Source organism: Microcoleus sp. B5-D4 (genome assembly GCF_036705145.1).
Lineage (GTDB): Bacteria > Cyanobacteriota > Cyanobacteriia > Cyanobacteriales > Microcoleaceae > Microcoleus.
Genome location: NZ_JAUBTV010000076.1, coordinates 13,294 through 37,408 on the forward strand (window position 1 = coordinate 13,294; position 24,115 = coordinate 37,408).

Here is a 24,115-nt window from a genome sequence, read left to right on the forward strand (position 1 = left end):
CTGTTCAAAGTTGGGTTCATTCAATAGCGAACAGTTCAAGCCATTAGCTCGCGGGTTTTTGATCCGACAATGCCGTCTGGCTTCAACCCCTTCTTCTGCTGAAATTCCTTGACGGCTTTATCTGTTGCTGGCCCAAATTCACCATCAGCCCCAACTACAATCCCAGCCTTTTTCAAACCCTCCTGAAGCTTGAGTACATCCGAACCTTCCATTCGGGGCATCGCCAAGCGCAAGGTTCTGGGTTTGCCATCCCACGGCGCTTTAGAAAACCCTGGAGCAGGAGAACGATTAAGGGCATTCTCGGTTTGAGGACCAAAACCGCCATCCTCGCTAATCTTTGCATTAGGATTGTTCTGATTCCAAAGCTGCTGAAATGCGAGTATTGATTTGCTGCGAAGATCGATCGTGCCGCCACCTTGGTAATCGAAGTGAGGTGGATCGCCCGGTAATGGATTCCAGCCATACCGCATTAAATAAACTTCCCAGCCTGTTGCATCTTCAATGTCGATCGCTAACCCAGTTTGGTGGTTGCTGGCTCCCGGTGGAGCTACAGGATTAGAGTTGTTGAAGCGATCGTTGTATAGCAGCATTTGCTGAGCGATCGTGCGGTAGGCAGAGTTCACCTGCATAGTTTGACCTCGATCTTGAATCGCTCTCTGGAGTGCCTGTTTTGCAGGGGCTTGTACATAGGGAAAGGCTGCCTCCAGCAAGTCTACATTGAGGTCATCAAAACTCACAAAGGCATCTGGCACAATTAGTTGGAGTTGATATATCAACTGCTGAGATAAGCCATTGACCACCGCAGTCGAAGACATGGGTGCATCTTTGAGCAATCCGGGAAAACTGCCTTTAATTCCCAACATATCCCGTTCGACAAATTCTTCACAAGCCTCGACAATTACAGGTTGATTAAAGAGAAGATCGCTTGAGTCAGTCATGGTTTTTTCCTATGAGTTTGAATTTGGTTACACAATCGATGTTATAGTCCCAATTCTTTTCGTGTTTGGGCACCTACAACACCATCCGCCATTAGCCCTTTCTGCTGCTGAAACTGCCGCACTGCCTTGTCAGTATCATTGCCAAAGAATCCATCAGGTTCGAGATTAATTCCTGCTGTTTTCAAAGCTTCTTGCACTTGACGAACATCCTCACCTTGCATGAGAGGATCGGTGAGTTTCAAAGTGCGAGGTGCTTCTGAGATTGTTTCACCTGTTACTTCTTCGCCTGTTCCTTCATAGGTTAAGAATGACTGCCAGGGTTTTCCCAAAAACAGTGCTCGTTCAGCCAATCGTCGGCGTGTCAGCCCTAGCCAGGGTTCACCATTTACCTTATTCCAGCGAGGAAACTGATTAGCTGCTCCTTGATAATTTCCCTCGTTCAAAAGCCTCAGAAGAGTTGAATCTCCAAAACCTCCTGGCCCCACGTTGAAGCAGAAACAAACCAGTGCAGAAAACTGATTGTCATTGAGCTGAACTTCAACGGCATCCTCAACAAAGGATTCAAATTTTTCTAAATCTTTGCTCAGCAATTCTTCTGCTTGCGTTTGGCTAATCGTCAGTCCTGGAAAAACATCGTTGCCAGTGTGTCCATAACCAATTGTCCAAACTCCACCGCCGTCATCATAAGCAGTTAGCTTACATCCTTCAAACGTAGTTAGAAGCTTAAAGCCTTCTCCATTGATTGGCTTTGAACCTCTGCGTTCTGCCACATCAGGCGGTTGTTTTTCTGGAGGATTAATGTTGTATGTTTTAGCCACGCTGAACTTTAAAGCATCAATTAATGCTTTTACTTGCCCATTTGTCTCGGTGACTTTAACGGCTAGGTCGTCTTTTATTTCGTACACGCGACCATCGCCGAAGATTTCAAGCGTTCTTCTTGGCATTTGAGTTTTTCCTTCTTAAAACGTAGATTCGAGCGAAACACCCATCCTGAAGATCCAGATCGCCAAACTTTTGCCTGCCTCTGACAACGTGTGAAAAGAGTTTATCAATTCATACTTGTTATCCAAAGTCTTTGTTCGACCAGTGATTTCACTAATTACGTCTGTCCCAAAGTAAATTCCGGGATTTTCTCCAGCCGTTACAAAAATTTATTTTTGCCGATCGAGAGCGGTGTGCTGCTTGTTCTATTTAACGATCGCGATCGCCCAATTCCACCACTATCAAATTACACTTATGAGTCTTGGATGTAAGCTGTCACGCATTTAAATTGCATATTTAGGGCGGGCGAGACGCCCAACCCCTACTCCCCACAAGACTTAGATTGTTTGTTGACATTTTATTTAAATGCTGAACAGCTTATCAACTAACCAACGACCATAGTTGACACCCACATTCCGCACCAGCAACGGGTAGCGTACAGTACCCCGTGCGGATAGAAGTGAATCAGGAGAGACAATAGTTAGTAATAATATTCAATAATTTATATCAGTAAGCATAACGCTGTTGGAAATGGGGCCCGAAACAGCTCTTGATTCCACTCCCCGCCAACGGTTTTGACCCAATGAGTTAGAAGAGTAGGTTTGCGACTGTGGGAGTGGGGGCGTCAGCTTACTCGTGACGATGCGAGAAAGGCTTTAGTTTTGTGGAATTTAGCAGCAGGGCGGACAGTCACAGCCACCGCCCCTGCGGAAACCGGGTTTTGGTTGATTAATTAATCTTAGATTCAACGCTAGATTTTTCAGATGCCGCAGCTTCCTTTATCTCTGAAATCCCTTTCCGGCTGAAGATTTGGAAGTAGAGAGAAACAAAAAACTCTTTGACGGGAAAAATGATAAAAGTCAAAGGATTAATTGTCACGATGATATTGCGGGCATCAGCTTTAGCTTGTTTGACAACTTGCTGCGCTACCCAATCTGGAGACATAATGCCGATCGGGTTTAAGTTGCTTTTAAACGGCCCTAAAATCAGTTTGCGAACGATGCAGGGTGCATCTAGCCGGCGCAGGGTGACTAAATCTCCGAGGGCGCGCTTGCTGAGTTCGTACAGGGGACTGACAGCGGGAATTACTTCTGCTTCGGAAGTGTTGATCCAGACTTCTTTGCAAGCGATGTTTTCGTTAGTGCGGACTGTTAAGAAAAAGAGTTCCATCAGCCGCCACGCGGAAAAAGTGTTAATTTCGTAGGAGTTGGCGATCGCCTCTCCTGTTCTTTCTCCCTGTACGTTAATCCCGTGATTGATGACGAGAATATCGATTTTTTCTAACAATAGGGCTAAGTCTGCCTCTTGGCCAGCTTGCCAAGTTACGGTTTTTACAGGTAAACTTTCGCCGTCTAGATTCAAAGTAATTTCCTCATTTCCCGATGAGAGGGCGATCACTTTTGCACCAGCTTTGTGCAGGTGTTTGAGTAGCAAACGCCCTAAAGTTCCCGATGCACCGGTGACGGCTACAGTTTTGCCTTTGAGAGAAAGTGCTGTACCCATAAGTTTATCTATTAAGGTGAAAGTACCGCAATAGTAAGCATTTTGATTGTCGAAGTGATGTCGCCAGTGATAAGGTTTATTAACTAACCACTTGCCAGGGGGAGTAAGGAAGTCTCCCGGTTGGTGGGTGATGTCGGTTAATTCGTCTGCACCTTTGATGCCGCATCCGCGGGCGATCGCGCTCAACAAAAAGCCTAAAGTATAAATACAACCGGCTGCTGCACCCCAGTGATATTCCGGCAGCCCAAAATAAGCTACAACCCACAGCAACAAGCCTAAAACCATCATCGCCGCACCTTCGGGCACGTCGTGACGCCAGTGTGCTTGCTTGTAAATTGTCTCGCTGACGGGGGTCAAATTCGGGCGGAAAACGCGGTGATGCCAAGTGTGCAGCTTTTGCAGCGGTGCCCAATAATGGGACACGACGTGATAAAAGTCTCGTATTATTTCTGCCCAGCAGACAGAAGCTATTGCCACAGCGCCGACTATCCAGTAATTTACCATGCTCACATTAGTTTGAAATTTGAGATATTAGAGATTGTCTGTTTTGAAAGATAACTCAAAATGGCTTTTATTGCTAGTCTGGCAGTTGACTCAGGCGTTTTAAAATCAGCAAAACGCGGTACAATTCATTGCCGGGATTGGAAATAACAAATTCAGCCGATCGCGCATACTGGGGAGTTTCGCCTCTAACTAACTTGACAAAATTGAAGTTAGCACCTGTGGAAATCATTCCAAAAGTAGGAGTTTCTGGGTTCGGATATGCCAGCATATATGTCAGGAGTTGTGCGAGTGCTTCGTCTGTTGAAAACGAAAGTTGTTTGGATTCAATTACTGTCACCCACAAGTTTGCTTTCATAATTAGGATATCTATTCTGCCTTCGATGATTCTGCCTTCGTCTTCCTCTTGAATGGATATCGACTTTTCGGCTTTGACTTGAAAAGGAGACTCATACAGACCGGCAACAAACAAAATGGGGCTGATGATTGTTAGCTTGACTGCATTTTCCAATACAGGCGGGTTGTCTACCAAGTTGAAGTATATGTCTTGGACGCGATCGAGCAATTGTTTTTCTGAGTCTGTTACTTCGGGTAAGTTTTCTTGCCATTCTCGGAAAAATTCGCTGTTGCGAACTCGCTGCAAGCCGAAGTTATCGATTAGATAGCGGAGGTTGATATCTCTTAATTGTAGTTTTTGCATGATGATTAATAAAGGGGTTTATGGTTATTAATAAGTTTAGCATAATTGAATTTTTAACCGCAGATGAACGCAAATGAACGCCGATGAAATTCTGAGTAAGTTAATTTGGCCCAGATGTCTGTTCATTGGGATTTGCGAGCACAAGTCGCTGTAAATTATTTTATTTTGGGGCCAATATACCCAATGATTATCTTTCCGGGCCCTAATTCTGTGCAGAAATGGAGTCGCCAAACTTTGTATGTCATGCGGACGTGTAAACTGAAAATACGCTTTTTCCCGTCAAGACACTGAATATTTAGTTGCTCTCTAAACTCCTTAAGCCTTGACTCACTCTCTGGAGATGCCTTACTAGGAAGGTTATCCAAATTTAGCGCTCCGTCTGTCCAATTTTTGGATAATTCATCAAGCTCAAATAACTTTCTGACAACTTGTCGTAACATTTTCGGATCGACAAGGCTTTCTATCTGTTGGCGGACGCGATCGCAAAATTCCAGGCTGGAGAATAACTCAGCTCGACGGTTCCAAAGCTCCAAACCGTCAGCCACTCCTGTTTGCTGACGTTTCTGAATCCAATTAGCGTGTTCGAGAACGTGGTTTTTCTGACTAGCATGAAGAACCTCTACACTTTCTTTTATTAGCTCTCCATTCTCATCAATTTGTATCAAATCTAAGTTGATGCGACTAGCATTCCACAGCAATTCTGAATGCAGACTAATGACTAATGTTTCAAGGTAGTAAGCAACTTTAAAGCTTTCGGATTGAATACCCTGTAAACTCAACTCACAACCAGGGTCTTCAACTTTTATTTTAATCTCTATATCTGGAATATCAACGGATAAAGGGGTCTTAGTTGCAAGCGTTCTCAAAAAAGTCCGCTCGTCTTTATTAACTTCAGGATCGTTACGCCAACGAGAAAGAGGATAGCTTTCAGCAAGAATCATAGCATGAAAATCTGCTTGAATGCGAATTCCCTTCAGCCCACAGCCTTTAGCTGCAACCATCGTCCTAATCAATTCTGCCATCCATTGTCGTGCCGTAGAAATATCAGGAGCAAGAGTTCGTGCAGACAGTTCATTAAACACCATCTCCAAATCCATCGCTTATTCTCCTTCCACCGCAGGTTCCAACAAAATCTCCAAGCTGTTGTCCCACTCATCAAAAAAACCATCCGGCCATCGATCAATTCGTCCGTTGCGATCGATTTTTGGCGATATTACCTCAGTCACAGCTTGTCCTTCTTTATTTTGACGCTGGAAGTAATGCAACCGAACATCTTTCGGGTCAATTTTGCCCCCGTGAACCGCAAGGCGAATCCCGTTTAAAACATGATCGCTGTGAGTTTCTATCACAACTTGAACGCCACCGCTAGCCGCCAAAGCTAATAATTGACCCATTTTAACTTGTCCTTTCGGATGGAGATGCGCTTCAGGATTTTCAATTAAAATGATTGTACCAGGTGTTGATGCAAGTGCCGCTACAATAATCGGTAAAGTGTAGCTAATTCCAAATCCCACATTAGTTGCCCGGTAAGGATTGCTATCTCCATAGGAATATTGAAAACTCATCAAATCGACATCTGATTTGGCATCAATTTTGAGTCGCGTACCCGGACTCACTTCTCCCATCCACGCCTCAACTTGGTCGATTAAATCCATTGATTTTACTAAAGGTGCACCAGGTTGAGTCTTGGATTTTTTTACATTGGGATGGCTGAGACTACTATTAGGAATAGTCTCTCCCCCTTTAACAGAAAGGAAATGTGCAGTATATTCACCTTTGATACCGAGTTGACCGAGCTGTCGTACTTGGTAATCTGACATTTCATTAAATGGGCGCGGCCCAATCCGTTCTGCCTGAAGATAGTGAAACTTATTGCCAAAAAGATTTGATTTATACAATTCTGAGCTAACTGGTTCCGAGTCAATTTTCAACACGTCTACCTCTTTGTCATATTTGAAACGCCATCTCCCCTCGCTGTTGTTTTCCCAAACAATATTAAAACCAATAAAGTCTTCTTTTGCTCCCTCAAAAAGTGCATCCTGAGCAGTACCAATATTCACGAAATCCCCATTAAGCGCCAACCCTTTTTCTGGCAATAAGCCCTGTTGGTAAGATTGGCGCAGCAGCAAGAGCGATTGCATGACAGAAGATTTACCCGTGCTGTTTAAACCAGAAAATAAAGTGAGTTTTTTGAATTCCAATAACTGATTTGCAAAAGGTTTAAAGTTGACCAAGTGCAGCGAAGTAATCATGCCAGAACCTCCTGAATTATTTTTTCAATTATCCTAAATCTGTACTCGATTTTTTCCGTAGCCTGAGAGATAGAAGTCAGAAAATCTCGATCGCTATCTACATACTTTCTAAATTTTTCAATCAATTGCTCCTTGTGCTGCTTTAAGATATCAATTTGCTCGTCGCTAAGTAAACTGAGATTAACTGACCAAACTTCAAACAATGCTTTATTAATTGGAAAGATTCTTTTCTGGTTTTGAGATACTTTACGGAAGGCATTTTCTTCAAAGATTTCCCAGGCTGCAACCATAGCTTTTTTAAAATTCTTTTCAATGGCTTGTAATTCTGCTTCAGACATATTATTAACTTTATATAATGCTTTACTCAAAAATAAATTCCTTTTTTCACCTTGATAATCTTTATAAGATGTAAGCGTAAATGCTAAAAAACCGAGTATAAATTCCCGATCGTCCATCCGCATTTTACGCAAATTACTCAATTTGGTAACTTGCTGAAATTCATGAGATGTAGCAAGTTTAGCTAAAAACTTTGTTGCCTTACCTGGGTTTAGAGCATGGCGGAGCTCTTGGGGAGTCATGGGTAATCCCCCTGTATTGATGCGTTTAAAAATATTATATTTAACTTCAGGAGGCGTACCTTTTTCAATCAAATAAACTGTAACTTGAGTTTCTTGAATACGACGCTGGTATCTGCGTTCAATTTCATCATAAGTTTTACCTTCAAAATTGGTTAAGTATTCTAGTCCGCATAATCTAAGTGTTTTATCGTTCATAAATTGCTTTAGAGCAGAGAGCCGCTGCAATCCATCTACAACTAACCAATTATCTTCATCAGTTGCATCTATATAAAAAGCGGGTAATGGAATACGAATCAGGATCGACTCAATCAGTCTACTTTTAGCGTCATCTTTCCAGATGTTTGCATAGCGCTGAAAGTCGGGTGCTAAATCAAGAGCTTCCTCGTCGATTCTTCTTAGAAGTTGCTCGATAGTTGGTTCTCTGGTGAAAATATTAATTTCATCAGGATCGTATATCAATTTGTCTTTTTCATATGGTTCATCACCGTTATCTTCTTCTTGACTCAAATTTAAGTCATCAATTGAATCTTGGTTGGATAGTTGCTGTTCTAGTTCGGGCTGACTTACCATAGGGAATACTCCTTTGTGTTAACTTTTATTACAATCCGTCTTGTCCTAATAAAACTTGAATGATTATCCGCTCCTAACAGAAAGGAACATTTGAAAATATTATCGCACAAATCTCCTCTTGTAGAGACGCCACGAACCGCATCTCTACAAATAATCTCCTTACAATCGGCAAGTTTGCCGCGCCCTTTCATCCTCCGGTTCTTGCCACCCAAAAGCAAAATGACTTACCGCATTAATTTGCGGAGTCGCCGAGCGAATTGCCGCCATTTGAATCTCCAAAGACGGCCGATTTTTCAGAGGTTTTCCCCAATCTCCAGCAATGGCAGGAATGATTTTTGCTCCCGGAGGCGCTAAACTTACTGTCCGCTGCACTTGTGGGACAATGCAGCTTACATCCCCGCAATTTCCGTAAGACATGGCGTGGAATTCTACAGCAGCCGGAAAGCTGTCCCAAGGCTGCAATCTCGAATCATATCCCCCTTGATTTATCGCTTGATTTGCAGTGGGAAAAAACACCGCTCCTACAGGAATTCCCATCCTTTGAGCTGGCTGAATAGCTAGTCCAAAAAAATCTAAAATCCCTTGGACGGCGTGAGCAACGCTTAGTTTCCACAGGTCTTTTTGCAGAATGCCGGTATCGGGAAGCCGCAGTGTCGGTGTCGGTTTTGGTGTCGGAGTTGTAGGGTTTGGCTTGTTAGCGGCGGGAGTTGTTGAGGCCGATCTTGATGTGGCATTCTCCCTTTTAGAAGGTGGAGTTGCTACTGACATCACCTGCGGAATTCGACCCTGCCAAAGAGGTTCTCGCTCAGTTGGATACTGTTTGACTACTGCTTGAACGTCATTAGGATTGATAAATCCCTTAGTCAAATATCGCTGAATTAAATCTCGCCCTTGCTGATTGCTAGCCCGCTGCAAAAGAACTTGCTGCGATGCTGGGCCGTAAATCCACAAGTCTTGAACTTTGGTAGCAACTGAAGCGGGTCCGATGCCCCGTAGATAGCGAATGTAGTCGAACAACATTCCTTGGGGCTTGCGCTTGACTATTTGATTTACTAACAAAGTATAGTCTTGCCGTGCTTGTGGGTTGTACGGATCGATAAAGGCTTGATTGCCCGGAACTTCTCCGAAGTCCTCGTTAATTGCTGCGTATTCGCTTACTGTTAAACTTGTCTGATTTTTACCGTTGATAGCGAGGGTTTGCTGTCTGTCTGAACGCTGAGCATAGCTATAGCCAAAGTTCATGGTAAATAACCAGGCGTATACTTTTAAACCTCGCTGTTTACCTTTGGCGATCGCCTTTTCTAACAAATCGTATTTCTCGTAACCGCGATTTCTCACAACAGAAGGCCAAACCGTAGGATTGTCGGCTGCTGGGAGCAGCACTTGACCATCGTAAAACACTTCGACATAGACTTGGTTATAGCCTTTATTCACAACTTTGTCTAATACTCGATCGAGTTCTCCGGGTCTGACATCGCAGGGATACAAACGCAGCCAAACTGCTTGGGTTTCGGGCCAAGTTTTTTTACGGCATTCTGCTATTTCCCGCGCGTGTTTGTTCAAAACAGCAAAATATGCTTGCTGAGATTCCCGTTTTCCCGACAGCGCGGCGCGACGCAAGTCTTCTTTTTGATTGACTTGTTCTGGGGATAATTGGCAATAGGCTGATGTTTGGGCAAAAGCTGGTTGATTTCCGATAAACGGCCACACAAGTTGGCTGATGAAGCTACTGGTTAAAACAGCAGTTACCGCACTTAAAAAGCGTCGCTGGTGTTGAAAATTCGCGATGCGAGTTGGTGCAATTTTCATGGGAGAATTGAATGGGGTTTTCTGGTTTAAATTGGGTGGCGATCGCATTTTTGCGATCGCGCTCAACAAGCAGCTACAAATTTTCTACTTTTTTCCGTTGACTTAGTTATGGCACAAGTCGATCGCACAATGCAAATTCTATCTGGCGGCTATTTAAATTCAATAAGGGCGATCGGGTAAGATAAGACTCGGCGATTAAACCGTTTTGCAGTATTTTTTCACTAAATTCTGCTGAAAAAAGCGCCTGGTATAGTGGGCGCTAAAAGCAGTTGATATTTCTACTAAAAATTGTTAACACTCAAATATCAAGGATGAAAGATGAATTAGTGAAATTTATCCTTGATCCTAAATTTTGAGATTAAGCTCCTCTGTTAAGAGCAGCTTCAATCTGCTGAAATTCTGACTCAAGACGCTTTTTCAGTTTTTCAGGAACGGGACGGTTTGGATAGGAACTGTAATGTCCTGCCAAAGAGTTTAATGCCGTCCGCATTGTCGTGAAAGATGCCAGCTTGGTAAGAGCGGGATCGCGGCGATATTCAGCAAAAAAATCGTTGATACTTGTGCGAGCCTCGGCTTGAGCGGCTGCTTTTTCCGGCGTGCCCTCTGGCAAAGTGAGCGCTGTTCTCAAGCTCTTCACTAATGCTAATGTGTCTTGACCATAATCTCCACTCAGAGTGGCGGGAACATTGGTACAGCCCGCTACGCCGATGACAACAACTAATACCAGGGCTAACAGACGGGAAATGTAATGCTTCATAAGGTTTAAAAAAATGGAAGCGAAAGCGGCAATCAAAATTAACCTTTATCCTATCTCGAATGGAGCTATTGACACTCCCCAACCTAAAGGATGGGGATTCTTAATTCAGCGACTGACCTTTAAGTGTTGCGTCCTTACGGCAATACTCAAACCTTTTAACCGTAGAAATCCTACCAATTAACGAGTCTGATTCGCAGTCACCCCAGAGGGTTTATCTCCAAAAGCGTACTAGGATATTAACCTAGAGTTTGGGTATGCCCTACCCTACTTAACAAAAGTAAATTGTTTATTTTTCTGGTTGTGAGACTGTATTAAGCCTCTAGCTGTTTTAAGAGTTTTCGCCGCTCTTTGTCCCCCGGTTAACGCCTAAAAGTGTGTCTGAGTCCCTGTTTCACGATGGCGAAGGAGTTTAACCTTGACTATTCAAGTATACCACAAATACTAGGAATTCCCTGATTTTTAGGAAGGGATTTAAGAAATTAAAGCCGTCCTAAAAGCATGGGGTTTTAAACCCATATCTCTGATAATGCCAATTTTTCAAAATCTTTGCATCGCTACCATGAAACATAAAATTTGTCAATCTAAAATCTAAAATCTAAAATCTAAAATCGATTGATTTGTCCCGCAACGACGGAGAGAATTTGGGTTTGTCGCAGCCACTGAGCATCAAAAGCGCCTAGGTGAGTTGTAGTAATCAGAGTTTGAAATCGTTCTTGAATTGTTTCTAAAAGCTGATTTTGGCGGCTCAGATCGAGTTCTGCAAGTACGTCGTCGAGCAACAGTAAAGGCGCTTCGCCGACGACTTCTTCAATAAGCTGCAGTTCGGCTAATTTTAATGCTAATACCAGAGTTCGCTGCTGACCTTGGGATGCGTATTGACGAGCTGGGGTATTGTTAATTGTAAATGTAATGTCGTCGCGGTGGGGGCCGACTAAAGTGGTTCCTTGAAACTGTTCTGCGATCGCCCTTTTTTGAATTTTCTCTAAAAATGCTTGCCGCACTCCTTCGAGATTATCTTTAGCGATAAATTCTGAACTTACTTCAATATTAGCATCGTATTTCACATCTAAAACTTCTGCTGAACCGCTAATTGAACCGTGCCAATTTCGAGCTAAAGGCATCAAACGCTCCAAAATTCGATCGCGCCTGCGGATGACGCGAGCGCCCGCTGTCGCCAACTGCGCGTCCCACAAAGCTAATTCTGAACGGGGAATTGGGAATTGGGAATTGGGAATTGGGAATTGGGCATCGGGCATTGGGAATTCTGCGATATTTTGGTCTTCGGGAGTTTCAGATCCGATAAATCGCATTTTGTCAAAACTGTCGGAAAATTCAGCTTTCCTGATTTCTTTAGAACGTTTCAACAGAGCGTTTCTCTGGCGCAAAATTTGGTTGTACTGCTGCAAAATGTGAGCGTAAATCGGTTCTAACTGGATGACAAGGCGATCGATCCAATTGCGCCTTCCTTCGGGCCCGCCGCGCACTAAGTCCAAATCCAAACAAGAAAATTGCACTACATTTAAGACACTCAAAAAGTCTAAATGGCGGCGCAGCGGTTCACCGTTGAGCTTCAGTGTTCGACGCGCCGCAGAGCGAAGAGTTAAAGCTAAGTCGATCGCTCCGGTTTGACGTTCGAGTGTAGCATCAATTTGCCCGATAGGCTTTGAGTCGAGTATTAAATCGCGATCGCGCCCTACCCTGTGGCTTTTTAATGTAGAAAGCAACTCTACCGCTTCTAACAAGTTAGATTTTCCTTGAGCGTTATTTCCTACTAAAATGGTTTTGGGAGCGTCAAACGCTACCTTTTGATCGAAGTAGTTCCGAAACTGCCGTAGGTGAAGCGTTTTTAAATACATAATATAATGACTGTTGACTGTTGACTGTTGACTGTTGACTGTTGACGTGGGTTATTGATAATCACCCTGCCAGAAAAATCTTTATTTTTCTTTGTATTTTTAAAACATAGTTTTTTCAGTCCTCATAGCGAGGACTTTTGCTTTGAGGCAGGGGTTAAAAACCCCTGCGGGATATCTTGCGGATGTTGAGAAGAGCGCGGAATGAGAGCCATCTAACGAATAATGAAACATTGCTCACTATCCGTCAGCCGTTAACACTATTTCCTATATTTGTTGTAAAAGCGCACAAACAGTTTTTCCATTTCAATCCAGACAAACATCAGAGCGCTGAAACCGAAGCAAACTAGCAACTCAAACCCCGTTAAATAATGAGTGCCGAAAAAGGCTCTCAGCGGCGGAACGTAAATCAGCATTAATTGCAGAATAGTAGTCACAATTACAGCCCCCCACACAAAAACATTAGTGAAGGGATTTAACTCGATAGTTAGCTGAGTGTTAGACCGAATTGCGATCGCGTGACCCATTTGTGCCAAACAAAGAGTTGTAAACACCATTGTTTTCCAAGCCTCGGGATCTCCAACATGGTTAGGGTTGGTGGTATATCCGTAAGCCCAGGACATCATTGCGATCGTCAAAATTGCAAAAATAATCCCGACCCGAATCATGTAAGAACCCAAACCCCGCGCAAAAATACTTTCTCGCGGACTGAAAGGAGGCCTTTTCATCACGTTCGGTTCCCCCGGTTCCACGGCCAAAGCCAAAGCGGGAACGCCGTCTGTTACTAAGTTCATCCACAAAATTTGCAGCGGGGTCAGCGGCACTCCTCCCAAACCCATTAAAGGTGCGGCCGCAATTGTCAAAACTTCGCCGATGTTGCTGCCCAAAATGTATTTAATAAAGCGGCGAATATTGCTATAAACCACTCGCCCTTCTTCAGCGGCGGCGACAATAGTTGCGAAGTTGTCGTCGAGGAGCACCATATCGCTAGCTTCTTTGCTGACATCGGTGCCGGTAATCCCCATGGCGATGCCGATATCGGCTTGTTTCAAGGCGGGGGCGTCGTTAACGCCGTCGCCGGTCATGGCGACAAATTTGCCCCAACTTTGTAAAGCTTGGACTATTCGCAATTTGTGTTCGGGGGAAACGCGGGCGTAAACGCTAACCTGTTCGACTTGCTGTTTGAGTTCTTCTTGGCTGAGCTTTTCTAATTCTTGACCGGTGAGAACTCGATCGCCCTCTGTTGCAATACCTAAATCGTAGGCGATGGCTTTTGCTGTCAACTGGTGGTCTCCTGTAATCATCACCACCCGAATGCCAGCATCGCGGCACTTCACCACTGCTTCCCGCACTTCCGGGCGCGGGGCGTCGAGCATACTGACGAGTCCCAGCCAAATCATGTCTTGTTCGCTGGTTTCCTCGGAACCTTCGGGCGGCAGGTTTTCCCAGAGTTTGTACGCAAACCCAAGGACTCGCAAACCGCCGCTTGCCATGTTGTTGTTTTCGGCGAGGATGCGATCGCGCATTTCCTGGGTTAAAGGTTGTACTCGATCGCCGACTATAATGCCTTTGCAGCGTTCCAAAGTCAACTCTGGAGAACCTTTGGTCAGCATCAAATAATTCGGCTGCTGTCCTTTTTCTGCGGGAAATCCCGAATGTCCCGATCTGCCGGGCACTTCGCAAATCACGCTCATGCGCTTGCGTTCCGAAGAAAAAGGAAATTCCGCCGTCCGTGGCAGCAATTGAGACTGTTTTTCCTTATAAATGCCTGCTTTTCCCGCTACACAAAGCAGAGCTCCTTCTGTGGGGTCGCCTAAAATCTGCCATTCTTGTTTTTCTTGTTGCAATACTGCGTCGTTGCACACTGCACAGGCAATTAATAAAGATTCGAGTTCTGGATATTCCTCTAAATTATTAATTTTGGCCGCTGTCAGGCGATCGGTAAAATCTCCGATCGGGGCATAGCCATCCCCTGCGACGGCGACTGTGCAATCGCCCGTAGACACTAGCTGAACTACCATTTTATTTTGAGTCAGAGTACCTGTTTTGTCAGAACAAATGGTAGTTACCGAACCCAAAGTTTCTACCGCAGGGAGTTTGCGAATCAGGGCGTTTCGCTTCACCATCCGCCTAGTTCCGAGTGCCAGAGTAACTGTCACGACTGCTGCGAGTCCTTCGGGAACCACAGCCACAGCCATGCTTAGAGAAACTTCTAACAACTCTTCAAACCTGCTGGTATCGAACCCGATGCCGCCGTTTTGGAAGGTAATCATGCCGCCGATGACGACAATTGCGACTAAGGTTAGGGCACCGGAGACTAGAACATTTCCTAACTGGCTCATCCGCTGTTGCAGGGGAGTCGGTTCGGTTTCTACTGACTGAAGCATGGTGGCAATTTTGCCCAGTTCAGTTTTCATTCCGGTGTTGGTGACGATCGCCTTTGCTCGTCCCTGAACAACTTCTGTACCCTGAAAAATCAGGTTGAGCCGATCGCCCAAGGAAGCATCTTCGGGAAGTTCTAGATCGGCTTGCTTGGTAACTGCTAGGGCTTCCCCTGTCAAAGCAGATTCTCTGACTTGCAGATTTGATGTTTCGATCAAGCGTGCGTCTGCTGCTATTTTTACCCCAGCCTCCAACAGCATCACGTCTCCGGGTACGAGTTCCTTGGCTGCTATTTCCGAAGTTTTGCCGTCGCGCAGGACTCTGACTAGGGGGGAAGCGAGGTTTTTGAGTGCTGCGAGGGCTTTTTCAGCACTTTGCTCTTGGAAATAGCCGAGAATGCCGTTGAGTATGACGATCGCAAAAATGGCGATCGCATCTTTGGGAAAAGTATTCGATCGAAAGTCCAAAAAACCCGAAATCACGGCCACACCCATCAGCATTAACAACATGATGTTGGTGAACTGATCGACAAAAATCGACCACGGACTGCGACCTCCTGTTTCTTCGAGTTCGTTGGGGCCGTATTGCTGCAAGCGTTCTGACACCTGTTGGCTGCTCAAGCCAGCGTCTTTGTTGCTGCTTAGCTGCTGGAGAGTTTGGTCAATTGCTACGGTGTGCCAAGAAGAGGGAGAATTTGAAGACATAAATTACGATCGAGCATGGGGCAATTAGGGGACTGCGGCCGGGCAGATACAGCCGATGGATGTGGCTGATTACAGTGAGAGACTTTTAAGTTTTGAGTTTTGAATCAAAAACTGTTTAACTTGGGACTGGTTTGGGGCCGTTCGATGCCGGGGAAGCAAAAAGCTTTTAACTTCAATGCGTCTGGCGGCTCGATCGCGCCCTTTGTAGACCTATCGCTGTTTTCGTATAGTAAACGAATTCTTGTAAACTCTTAGAAGATAGCGGTAGACATTGGTAGTATGTAATAGGATAGGCTACCGTTTAAAACCAGCGCCGAAGCATCGGACTAAGCGAAAAAGTTTCGTAGTAAGCGTAACGGCTCAGCCCCCAAAAACGTAACGCATTGAATAGCGCTTTCAATATTTTGTTGAAAGCTTTGAGAGATACCTCCCTATTAGGGATCGCTAAAAGCGATGCCCGATCTGCCATACACAGTATATCGAGGCGCAATCCTGGATTTACCGGGTTAAATGTATCTGATAGCACCTATCCACCTTACTACTAAAAATTAGCAATTTCTTCGGCTTTTACCCAATGCCCAACGGCTGAGTTTAGTCTTCAAATGGTGATATTTCCGGCAAAAGCTGAGGCTCTGGCGAGGGGCTTCACAATCTTGGGGATTTTTCCCACACCGAATTTTGCAGGCCTCCTGACATTGGGCAGAATTTTTGCTTTTTTCCCTATTCCCCCAGCCTTCTATTACCAAAACTTTAATTTACTTAACACTTCTTAACAATCCCGCTTTTCCACAGAAAGCTAACAAAGGCGATCGGCCCACGGGACGGTTTGGGGGGGTTCTACCCCCAAAGCAGGGCGATCGAAGCAAACTCTTCGTTTATGAGTACCCTCGCGCATCTACCCTAGGAAGGAGATTTGCCCGCACTTGCACCCCAAATATTTACCTTCTTAGAGAGATAAGTTTCTGTAATAATTTGTAATAAACAAACGCAGGCGAGCATTGTATAAAGATTATCAGAGGGTTGAAACGACAGGCCAAAGTTAACAAAAACCCTGATTGACAAGGTTTGTCGCATCTCATAAAAGGTGTAAAATTTTCTAAGGTTTCTTAAACCTCCGTTGCAATGTAACAATAGTGCAGGTAGCGGAAAGGGAGAGATCGATGGGACCAGCAGATTAGCTGGCATCAAATTTCAACCCTTGCAGGCACTCGTAGCCTGAACAAATTTAACTTAACGGTTTTATACCGCAACCAAACTCAATTAACTCAAATAGGAGAGTTCTTTCATGTTTGACGCATTTACAAAAGTGGTTTCCCAATCTGACGCTCGGGGCGAATTTCTAGCTCAGGGTCAACTAGATGCTCTCAGCAGCATGGTTTCCGACGCCAACAAGCGGATTGACGCAGTAAACCGCATCACCGGCAACGCATCCAGCATCGTAGCCAATGCAGCTCGCACCCTGTTCGCTGAACAGCCTCAACTGATCGCTCCTGGTGGCAATGCGTACACCAACCGCCGCATGGCAGCTTGCTTGCGCGATATGGAAATCATTTTGCGCTACGTCACCTATGCAACATTTGCAGGCGACGCCAGCGTTTTGGACGACCGCTGCTTGAACGGTCTGCGTGAAACATACCAAGCTCTGGGAGTTCCCGGTGGCTCAGTTGCAGCCGGCGTGCAAAAAATGAAGGAAGCAGCAATCGCGATCGCTAACGACCCCAACGGTGTTACCCGTGGTGATTGCAGCTCGCTGATGTCTGAAATCGGCAGCTACTTCGACCGCGCTGCCAATGCAGTCGGCTAAAAATAGCCCAGCGAACCTTTCTTGTAAAGAAGCGAGCATCGCATTTTTGCAAACAATCATTTTTGTACAAAAACAACACAACATTAGGGAGAAACCAGAACAATGAAAACCCCTTTGACTGAAGCAGTAACCGCAGCCGATTCTCAAGGCCGTTTCCTGAGCAGCACTGAACTGCAAGTCGCCTTCGGACGTTTCCGCCAAGCAGCAGCAGGTTTGGAAGCAGCCAAGGCTTTGACCGCCAACTCTCAGCGCTTGATCGACGGTGCAGCTCAAGCTGTGTACAACAAATTCCCGTACACGCAACAAATGCAAGGCCCTAACTACGCTTCTACCCCAACAGGTAAAGCCAAGTGCTCTCGCGACATCGGCTACTACCTGCGGATGGTAACCTACTGCTTAGTTGCAGGCGGCACAGGTCCGATGGACGAGTACCTGATTGCAGGTGTTGACGAAATCAACCGGACATTTGAATTGTCTCCTAGCTGGTACGTTGAAGCTCTCAAGTACATCAAAGGCAACCACGGTCTGAGTGGCGACGCTGCAACTGAAGCGAATTCCTACATCGACTACGCAATCAACGCTCTGAGCTAGATTTGCGTGATGCCCGGAATTGTAAGCTGCTGTTAGCTTAAGTGTTAGCGGTTGTTTAGAATTCCGGGCATCTGCGATCTAAGCCTAGTTTTGCAAATACTTTTTTTAAGCAGTTTTCAGTTTTTAAAGCAAAAAAGGGAGAAGCGAAGATGGCGGGATTAGGTGCAGCAGAACGGTTGGGAATAAAAGCATTTGAAGAAGCGGGACGAGTAGAACTGCGCCCCCACTGGACGCAAGACGATGCGAAAGCAGTTATTCGCGCCGCTTACAGCCAAGTTTTCGGCAACGAGTATTTAATGTCGAGCGAACGACTGACCAGTGCTGAATCTCTGCTGCTGCAAGGGCAGATTTCAGTGAAAGATTTTGTGCGGTCAATTGCACATTCGGAAACTTATCGGAAAAAGTTTTTTTATCCGAACTCGCAAACGCGGTTAATCGAGCTTAATTACAAGCATTTGTTGGGCCGCGCTCCTTACGACGAGTCGGAAATTGCTTTCCACGTTGATTTGTACAATGCAGAAGGCTACGAAGCTGAAATCAATTCTTACATTGACTCAGTTGAGTATGAAGAAAATTTTGGCGAAAGTATAGTGCCTTACTATCGCGGTTTTGCGACTCAAAGAGGTCAAAAAACCGTCGGTTTTAACCGGATGTTTCAATTGTACCGGGGTTTTGCTTCTAGCGATCGCGCCCAAAACCAAAAGCAAGCGCGGCTAACCTGGGAAGTTGCCAGAAATACGGCTTCACCCATCTCCACCGCCTCCACCGGAAAAGCCCTTGGCGGGACCTCCGGCGGTTCTCGCGACCAACTCTACCGAGTCACCGCAATGCAAGGTTCGGCTAAGTTTTCGCCTCAAGTGCGACGGACTACTACCGAATATCTCGTGCCTTACGAGCAACTTTCGAGCCGCTTGCAGCAAATCAACAAACGTGGCGGCAAAGTGGTAAGTATTACCACAGCTTAAAGTTTGTGTATTGACGTTTTTTTGAAACGTCTTTAGCAAATTAGGACTAAGGATAAAAAATTCTTCAATTTTATGTGTATAGGTAAGGTGTGCAGTGCACACCCTACTTTGAGGCATATTATCCTTAGTCCTAAAAATTTCAAGTGCAACCAAGCATTAAACTTTTGTCATTAATAATTTAGGAGAAAATCTGGTGGCGATTACGACAGCAGCGTCCAGACTGGGAACATCCGCATTGAGCGATGCGCCGAAGGTAGAACTGCGCCCGAACTACAGCAAAGACGACGTTGAAACTGTGATTCGTGCGGTTTACCGTCAGGTGCTGGGCAACGACTATTTAATGAAATCCGAGCGACTTACAAGTTCCGAGTCTTTGCTGCGGGACGGCAGTTTGACTGTACGAGAATTTGTACGGGCTGTAGCTAAGTCAGAACTGTACAAAACCAAGTTTTTCTACAACAGCTTCCAAACTCGGACGATCGAACTAAACTACAAACACTTGCTCGGTCGCGCTCCCTACGACGAATCTGAAGTAGTTGAGCACTTAGATTTGTACCAAACACAAGGCTACGACGCTGATATTGATTCTTACATTGATTCAGTAGAGTATCAAGAAAACTTCGGCGAAAGTATCGTACCTTACTACCGCGGCTTTAACACCCAGCGTGGTCAAAAAACCGTCGGTTTTACCCGGATGTTCCGGTTGTATCGCGGCTATGCAAACAGCGATACATCTCAACTAGAAGGCAATAACTCTCGCTTAGCTGTCGAACTCGGCACTAACAGCGCTACGGCTGTAGTTGGGCCTTCTGGCGGTAACGAAGGTTGGGCATATCGGCCTTCTGCCAGAAACGTAACTCCCAGCAGCACTTTCGGCGGCGCTGCTGCTTACGGCAAAGAAGGGCGGCTGGTGCGCGTGGAAGTTTCGGGAATTCGCACGGGCGGCTATCCCAGCGTGCGCCGCAGCAGCAAGGCTTTCATCGTACCTGTTGAGGAGTTGTCCTCGCAAATGCAGAAATTTCAACGCATGGGCGCGAAAATCGCCAGCATTACTCCAATTTAGTCATACCAATTTAATGTGAAGTTGCACATATCTCGATCCCCCTAAATCCCCCTTAAGAAGGGGGACTTTGAGAAGAATCTTGTCCCCCCCTTATTAAGGGGGGTTAGGGGGGATCAGATTCTATGCAGCCTCATAAAAAATTGGTATTAGTTGGCAGTTGGCAGTTGGCAGTTACTAGCTTTTAGTCAACAGTCAACAGTCAACAGTCAACAGTCAACAGTCAGAATTACCAATTACCAAGAAGCTTATGTTGGGTCAAATTGTAGCTGGAAAAAGTGGCAATACAGCTTCGGCTAGTCGCTGCTTTCGGTATGAAGTTGTCGGCTTGCGCCAAAGCGATGAAACAGATAATGTGGATTATTCGATTCGATCGAGCGCGAGTACATTTATCACTGTGCCTTACAATCGGATGAATCAAGAAATGCAGCGGATTACTCGCATGGGCGGGAAAATTGTCAGCATTCATCCTTTAAACGCGGGTGCAGAATCATCCCATGACTCATCCCATGAATCATCCCACGATCACCAATAGTTTGGTTGCAGGGGCGATGAAAATCGCTCCGACACAAGCTAGAAGGGGCGATGAAAATCGCTCCTAGACAAACTTTCGTCCACTCCAAGCGGACTAAGAGTTAATGTAACCCGCCCCGGCGGGTTTTGTCTGTTTAGTAGCGATTTTAATCGGCCAGTTTCCCTAACCCTTGCAGGTTTTTTCTGGATAGCAGCCATTTCAAGAGCCGAATAACTAATAACTAATAACTAATAACTAATGACTATGAATTATTACGAATCCGACTCACCGCCGGCGGGTGTAGCTGAGGGCGAGTCTTTAACTGTTGAACAGGCGATCGCAAATTTGCACTCCCAAGATTACAGTCTCCGGTATTATGCGGCTTGGTGGGTGGGCAGATTTCGAGTCAAGGAACCGGCAGCTATTGCAGCTTTAATTGCCGCATTGGAAGAAGAGTCAGAACAAACGAAAATCGGCGACTATTCCCTATTGCGAAATGCGGCGCGGGCCCTGGGTAAATTGGGCGACAAACAAGCCTTACCTGCCCTGATTCGCTGTTTGGAATGCGCCGATTATTACGTGCGGGAAGCGGCGGCTCAAGCTCTAGAAATGCTGGGAGATCGCGATTCTATTGAGCCGCTAATGAAGCTATTGGATGGGGGCGTAGCTGTGGCTGTGCGAGTGCCAGGAAAATCGCACCTCGTGCAACCTTACGACTCGGTAATTGAAGCTTTGGGAACCCTGCAAGCGACAGAAGCAATACCCCTAATTTCACCTTTTTTAGAACATTCTGTGGAGCGGGTGCAGTACGCTGCGGCGCGGGCGATGTATCAGTTAACTGGTGAGCGGGTTTACGGAGAGCGGTTGGTAAGTGCTTTGAATGGGGCTAATTTGCAGTTGAGGCGATCGGCTTTGATGGACTTGGGGGCGATCGGCTATTTGCCGGGAGCGCAAGCTATTTCTGAAACTTTAGCAGAAAATAGCCTGAAATTGATTGCGCTCAAAGGAGTTTTGGAGCATCACCTCAATCAACAAGAATCTCTATCTTTGTCAGATGAGGCTATCCGCGTTATGGATTTAATGGATAGTTTACTTTAAAAAAAATTAGTTCACAACTGAAATAGGATTGCTGTAGCGATTCTCAATTGTCTGCCCTACATTCAGGAGACAGCACATTTCAGGAGACAGCGCCGTGCTGTTGGCCTACCGCATATCTGTATTTCATGGAGTTGAAAACTATTTTATCGGTTTGATCCGGGTGAATCTATGACCGATTATTTGATGGAATGAGGGAGGGGGCTTTAGGTACTAATTATTATAAATTTCAGTGAAAATACTGAGGTTTGTAGCTGTAGTTGGTGAAACCGAACTGTTAAAATAATATTACCATCTGGATGAGTTTTCAGTTAAAAAAGTTTGGGTTTTGACTGCGGGCGATCGCGGAATGCTGGGAGATGGTTGTGTAGCGGCTAGAAGTATAAATCGGGGGATTCACCATGAGCAACGACGCTTTTGAAGTCCAGGTGCAACATTTTGCAGCGCTGAAGTCCAAGTATCAAGCAACAAAATATGAAGATTCATCTCCCTCTAGTCTTCTGTATCTCATTCTGCGAAAAGCTGATTTAGAATTGGAAATTACTAAATTTGAGTGGATTTGGTTACAAGAGCATGAGCTTTTGGAAACAAGAAAAGCTATCGAGCAAGAGCCACAACGTAAGAAGGAAGAACCCAAAAAACTCGATGCTAAATTTTCTCAACTCAAGTCTAAGTTTAAAGTAACCAGAGGGGTACCCATGTCCAGTGCTTTGTATCCTATCCTTTGGAAACTTGAATCAGAAAATCAGCTAACTAACTTAGAAGTTAAATATCTCCAACAAGTACACGGGCTTACTGAAACAGTTGCTATCGTTGAAGATATGGCGCGATTTGCTGCACTAAAGGCTAAGTACCGAGCCACAAAACATCAAGACTCATTGCCTGAAAGTCATCTCTATCAAATTTTGAATAAACTAGAAGCTGAAAAACCGTTAAATGATTCAGAGGTTAAATGGCTGAAGAAACAAGAACTATTTGACACCCTGGGAATTCTTCAAGAAAAAGAAGCTGTAAGAGAAGCTGAGTTTGCCCAACTCAAGGATAAGTACAAAGCTAGTGAATACCCAGAAACATCTGTATCAAGTCCGTTGTATCCCATCCTGAAAAATCTTGAGGCAGATAAGCAGTTGAGCGAGTCAGAACTTAACTGGCTGGAAGAGCATCAACTTAGCGAAACGCTTAGCATTGTTTTGGAGATGGAACAAACACGGCACTTTGCTGAACTGAAAGTTAAGTATAAAGCTACTACTTATGAGGATTCATCCCTCTCTAGCCATCTGTATAAAGTTCTCAAAAAAATTGATTTAGAAAATCCGCTAGGTGAGCCGGATATTAACTTTCTGAAAAAGCGTAAACTAACTGAGACAATTACTCTGGCGCTTGACAAATATGCTGCTAGTCTCAAGTCCAAAATTCAAGCGGGAGAGCAGTTGAGTGAGGCTGATTTGGATTGGGTGAAACAGAATGGACGTGATGATGTAATTACTTTTGCTATTGAAAACTATGTTGCTAGTCTGAAATCCAAAATTCAAGCGGGAGAGCAGTTGAGTGAGGCTGATTTGGATTGGGTGAAACAGAATGGACGTGATGATGTAATTACTTTTGCTATTGAAAACTATGTTGCTAGTCTGAAATCCAAAATCCAATCGGGAGAGCTGTTGAGTGAGGCTGATATTGATTGGGTGAAACAGAATGGACGTGAAGACGTAATTACTTTTGCCCAAGAAAAGGAATTTGCTGCTCTCAAGGTCAAGTATCGGATTATAGATCGTGATTTCCCTTTCGATCCGTTTTACGCAATCATGGTAAAATTGGAGAAAGAAGAGCGTCTAGATCCTGTGTTAGTTGTTCAGTTAATACAACAGAAACTTTTAGCTAGTCATGGAAAGATTGCTATGGCCTACCACAGGCTTGAAGCGCTTTTCTACCAGCAGGAATATGAGCGCACTGGAAATAAATGGAACTTGCCAAACGCCAGCAGTCATTGGCGCAAGGCAGATGAACCGGAAAGTGCATTGAAAGTGACAGAAAATCTGGACTTCGACCAAATCAAAGAAAATAAGCTCAAGTCAGCTTTGCTAACAACGAGGGGCGGTGCTTTCCGAGATATTGATAAATTAGATGATGCACAAAAGTGCGCGCTCAAAGCTATTGAGTATCAGCCTCAGAGTCATCATCCTTACACTTTGATGGGAGCTATTTGTTTTGAGCGGAGTCAATTTTCAGAGGGTGAGCGTTGGTTTAACGAGGCAATTAAACGCGGTGCTGAATCAGAAGATATAGATTCCGAACTCAAGCAGGTTGTCAAAAATGCTAAGGATGAGAAGCGTCGGGAAGTTGTGGAATATCTGCTGCAAAAAAATCCGCAGCGCTATGCTTGGGCTAAGTCTTATCGGAAGCGCCAAGGCGGTGAGGATGCACAGCGCAAGAATTCCTAGCGCGGGTATCGAGTCGAGTTTTCTGCGGATTCGACTCTTTAACTAAGGATCGCGAATTAAATAACTTACAATTTTAATTGTTATTGTGGGATGGGCGTCCCGCCCGTCCTTTTTGGACGG

The 24,115-nt window shown here is 45.0% G+C and carries 18 protein-coding genes; 7 read left to right on the top strand and 11 right to left on the bottom strand.

All coding sequences use genetic code 11. The annotated features are described in order from the left end of the window. Positions 1 to 35 precede the first annotated feature (35 nt). The 11 genes from QUB10_RS26420 to QUB10_RS26470 all read right to left on the bottom strand — a co-directional run bounded on the left by QUB10_RS26420 (position 36) and on the right by QUB10_RS26470 (position 15,528). A complete protein-coding gene (locus tag QUB10_RS26420) occupies positions 36 to 938 on the bottom strand; it encodes a peptidoglycan-binding protein (protein ID WP_333206140.1) in 903 nt (300 codons plus the stop codon). Between the two features lie 41 nt (positions 939 to 979). Then, positions 980 to 1,882 carry a glycoside hydrolase family protein gene (locus tag QUB10_RS26425; RefSeq protein ID WP_333206141.1) on the bottom strand — a complete coding sequence of 301 codons (903 nt, stop codon included), beginning with the start codon at positions 1,880 to 1,882 and terminating at the stop codon, positions 980 to 982. 766 nt (positions 1,883 to 2,648) lie between these two features. Beyond that, positions 2,649 to 3,926, bottom strand: a complete 1,278-nt coding sequence (locus QUB10_RS26430; RefSeq protein ID WP_333206142.1) for a bifunctional sterol desaturase/short chain dehydrogenase — start codon at positions 3,924 to 3,926, stop codon at positions 2,649 to 2,651. A 73-nt stretch (positions 3,927 to 3,999) separates the two neighbouring features. Next, positions 4,000 to 4,623: a restriction endonuclease subunit R gene (locus QUB10_RS26435; protein ID WP_333206143.1), complete on the bottom strand. Its 624-nt coding sequence runs from the start codon at positions 4,621 to 4,623 to the stop codon at positions 4,000 to 4,002. Between the two features lie 155 nt (positions 4,624 to 4,778). Then, positions 4,779 to 5,720, bottom strand: coding sequence for a hypothetical protein (locus QUB10_RS26440; RefSeq protein WP_333206144.1), 942 nt, complete (start codon positions 5,718 to 5,720; stop codon positions 4,779 to 4,781). A gap of 3 nt (positions 5,721 to 5,723) precedes the next feature. Next, entirely contained in the window at positions 5,724 to 6,875 is a 1,152-nt protein-coding gene (locus QUB10_RS26445) for a DUF3696 domain-containing protein (protein ID WP_333206145.1), read from the bottom strand. Continuing rightward, positions 6,872 to 8,023 carry a DUF262 domain-containing protein gene (locus QUB10_RS26450; RefSeq protein ID WP_333206146.1) on the bottom strand — a complete coding sequence of 384 codons (1,152 nt, stop codon included), beginning with the start codon at positions 8,021 to 8,023 and terminating at the stop codon, positions 6,872 to 6,874. The genes QUB10_RS26445 and QUB10_RS26450 overlap by 4 nt, the downstream gene beginning before the upstream one ends. Positions 8,024 to 8,182: 159 nt before the next feature. Further along, positions 8,183 to 9,832 carry a family 10 glycosylhydrolase gene (locus tag QUB10_RS26455; RefSeq protein WP_333206147.1) on the bottom strand — a complete coding sequence of 550 codons (1,650 nt, stop codon included), beginning with the start codon at positions 9,830 to 9,832 and terminating at the stop codon, positions 8,183 to 8,185. A gap of 358 nt (positions 9,833 to 10,190) precedes the next feature. Then, positions 10,191 to 10,589 carry a photosystem II protein Psb27 gene (gene psb27, locus QUB10_RS26460; protein WP_333206148.1) on the bottom strand — a complete coding sequence of 133 codons (399 nt, stop codon included), beginning with the start codon at positions 10,587 to 10,589 and terminating at the stop codon, positions 10,191 to 10,193. A 602-nt stretch (positions 10,590 to 11,191) separates the two neighbouring features. Continuing rightward, the gene (locus QUB10_RS26465) at positions 11,192 to 12,445 is read right to left on the bottom strand and encodes a DNA replication/repair protein RecF (protein WP_333206149.1); all 1,254 of its coding nucleotides are present in this window, start codon (positions 12,443 to 12,445) and stop codon (positions 11,192 to 11,194) included. A 257-nt stretch (positions 12,446 to 12,702) separates the two neighbouring features. Beyond that, positions 12,703 to 15,528: a cation-transporting P-type ATPase gene (locus QUB10_RS26470; protein WP_333206150.1), complete on the bottom strand. Its 2,826-nt coding sequence runs from the start codon at positions 15,526 to 15,528 to the stop codon at positions 12,703 to 12,705. 1,285 nt (positions 15,529 to 16,813) lie between these two features. On the opposite strand from QUB10_RS26470, the gene QUB10_RS26475 reads away from it, so the two are divergent. From QUB10_RS26475 to QUB10_RS26505, 7 genes are all read left to right on the top strand, one after another. After that, entirely contained in the window at positions 16,814 to 17,332 is a 519-nt protein-coding gene (locus tag QUB10_RS26475) for a phycocyanin subunit beta (RefSeq protein ID WP_333037001.1), read from the top strand. A 102-nt stretch (positions 17,333 to 17,434) separates the two neighbouring features. Continuing rightward, positions 17,435 to 17,923 carry a phycocyanin subunit alpha gene (cpcA, locus tag QUB10_RS26480; RefSeq protein WP_006631256.1) on the top strand — a complete coding sequence of 163 codons (489 nt, stop codon included), beginning with the start codon at positions 17,435 to 17,437 and terminating at the stop codon, positions 17,921 to 17,923. A 149-nt stretch (positions 17,924 to 18,072) separates the two neighbouring features. Next, positions 18,073 to 18,888: a phycobilisome linker polypeptide gene (locus QUB10_RS26485; protein ID WP_333206151.1), complete on the top strand. Its 816-nt coding sequence runs from the start codon at positions 18,073 to 18,075 to the stop codon at positions 18,886 to 18,888. A 193-nt stretch (positions 18,889 to 19,081) separates the two neighbouring features. Then, on the top strand, positions 19,082 to 19,951 hold the full coding sequence (locus tag QUB10_RS26490; RefSeq protein ID WP_333157465.1) for a phycobilisome linker polypeptide: 870 nt from the start codon (positions 19,082 to 19,084) through the stop codon (positions 19,949 to 19,951). A gap of 247 nt (positions 19,952 to 20,198) precedes the next feature. Further along, the gene (locus tag QUB10_RS26495) at positions 20,199 to 20,483 is read left to right on the top strand and encodes a phycobilisome linker polypeptide (RefSeq protein WP_333206152.1); all 285 of its coding nucleotides are present in this window, start codon (positions 20,199 to 20,201) and stop codon (positions 20,481 to 20,483) included. A 237-nt stretch (positions 20,484 to 20,720) separates the two neighbouring features. Next, a complete protein-coding gene (locus QUB10_RS26500) occupies positions 20,721 to 21,560 on the top strand; it encodes a HEAT repeat domain-containing protein (RefSeq protein ID WP_333157467.1) in 840 nt (279 codons plus the stop codon). A 398-nt stretch (positions 21,561 to 21,958) separates the two neighbouring features. Further along, complete coding sequence (locus tag QUB10_RS26505; RefSeq protein ID WP_333206153.1) at positions 21,959 to 23,995, top strand: hypothetical protein; 2,037 nt, start codon at positions 21,959 to 21,961, stop codon at positions 23,993 to 23,995. Positions 23,996 to 24,115: the final 120 nt, after the last annotated feature.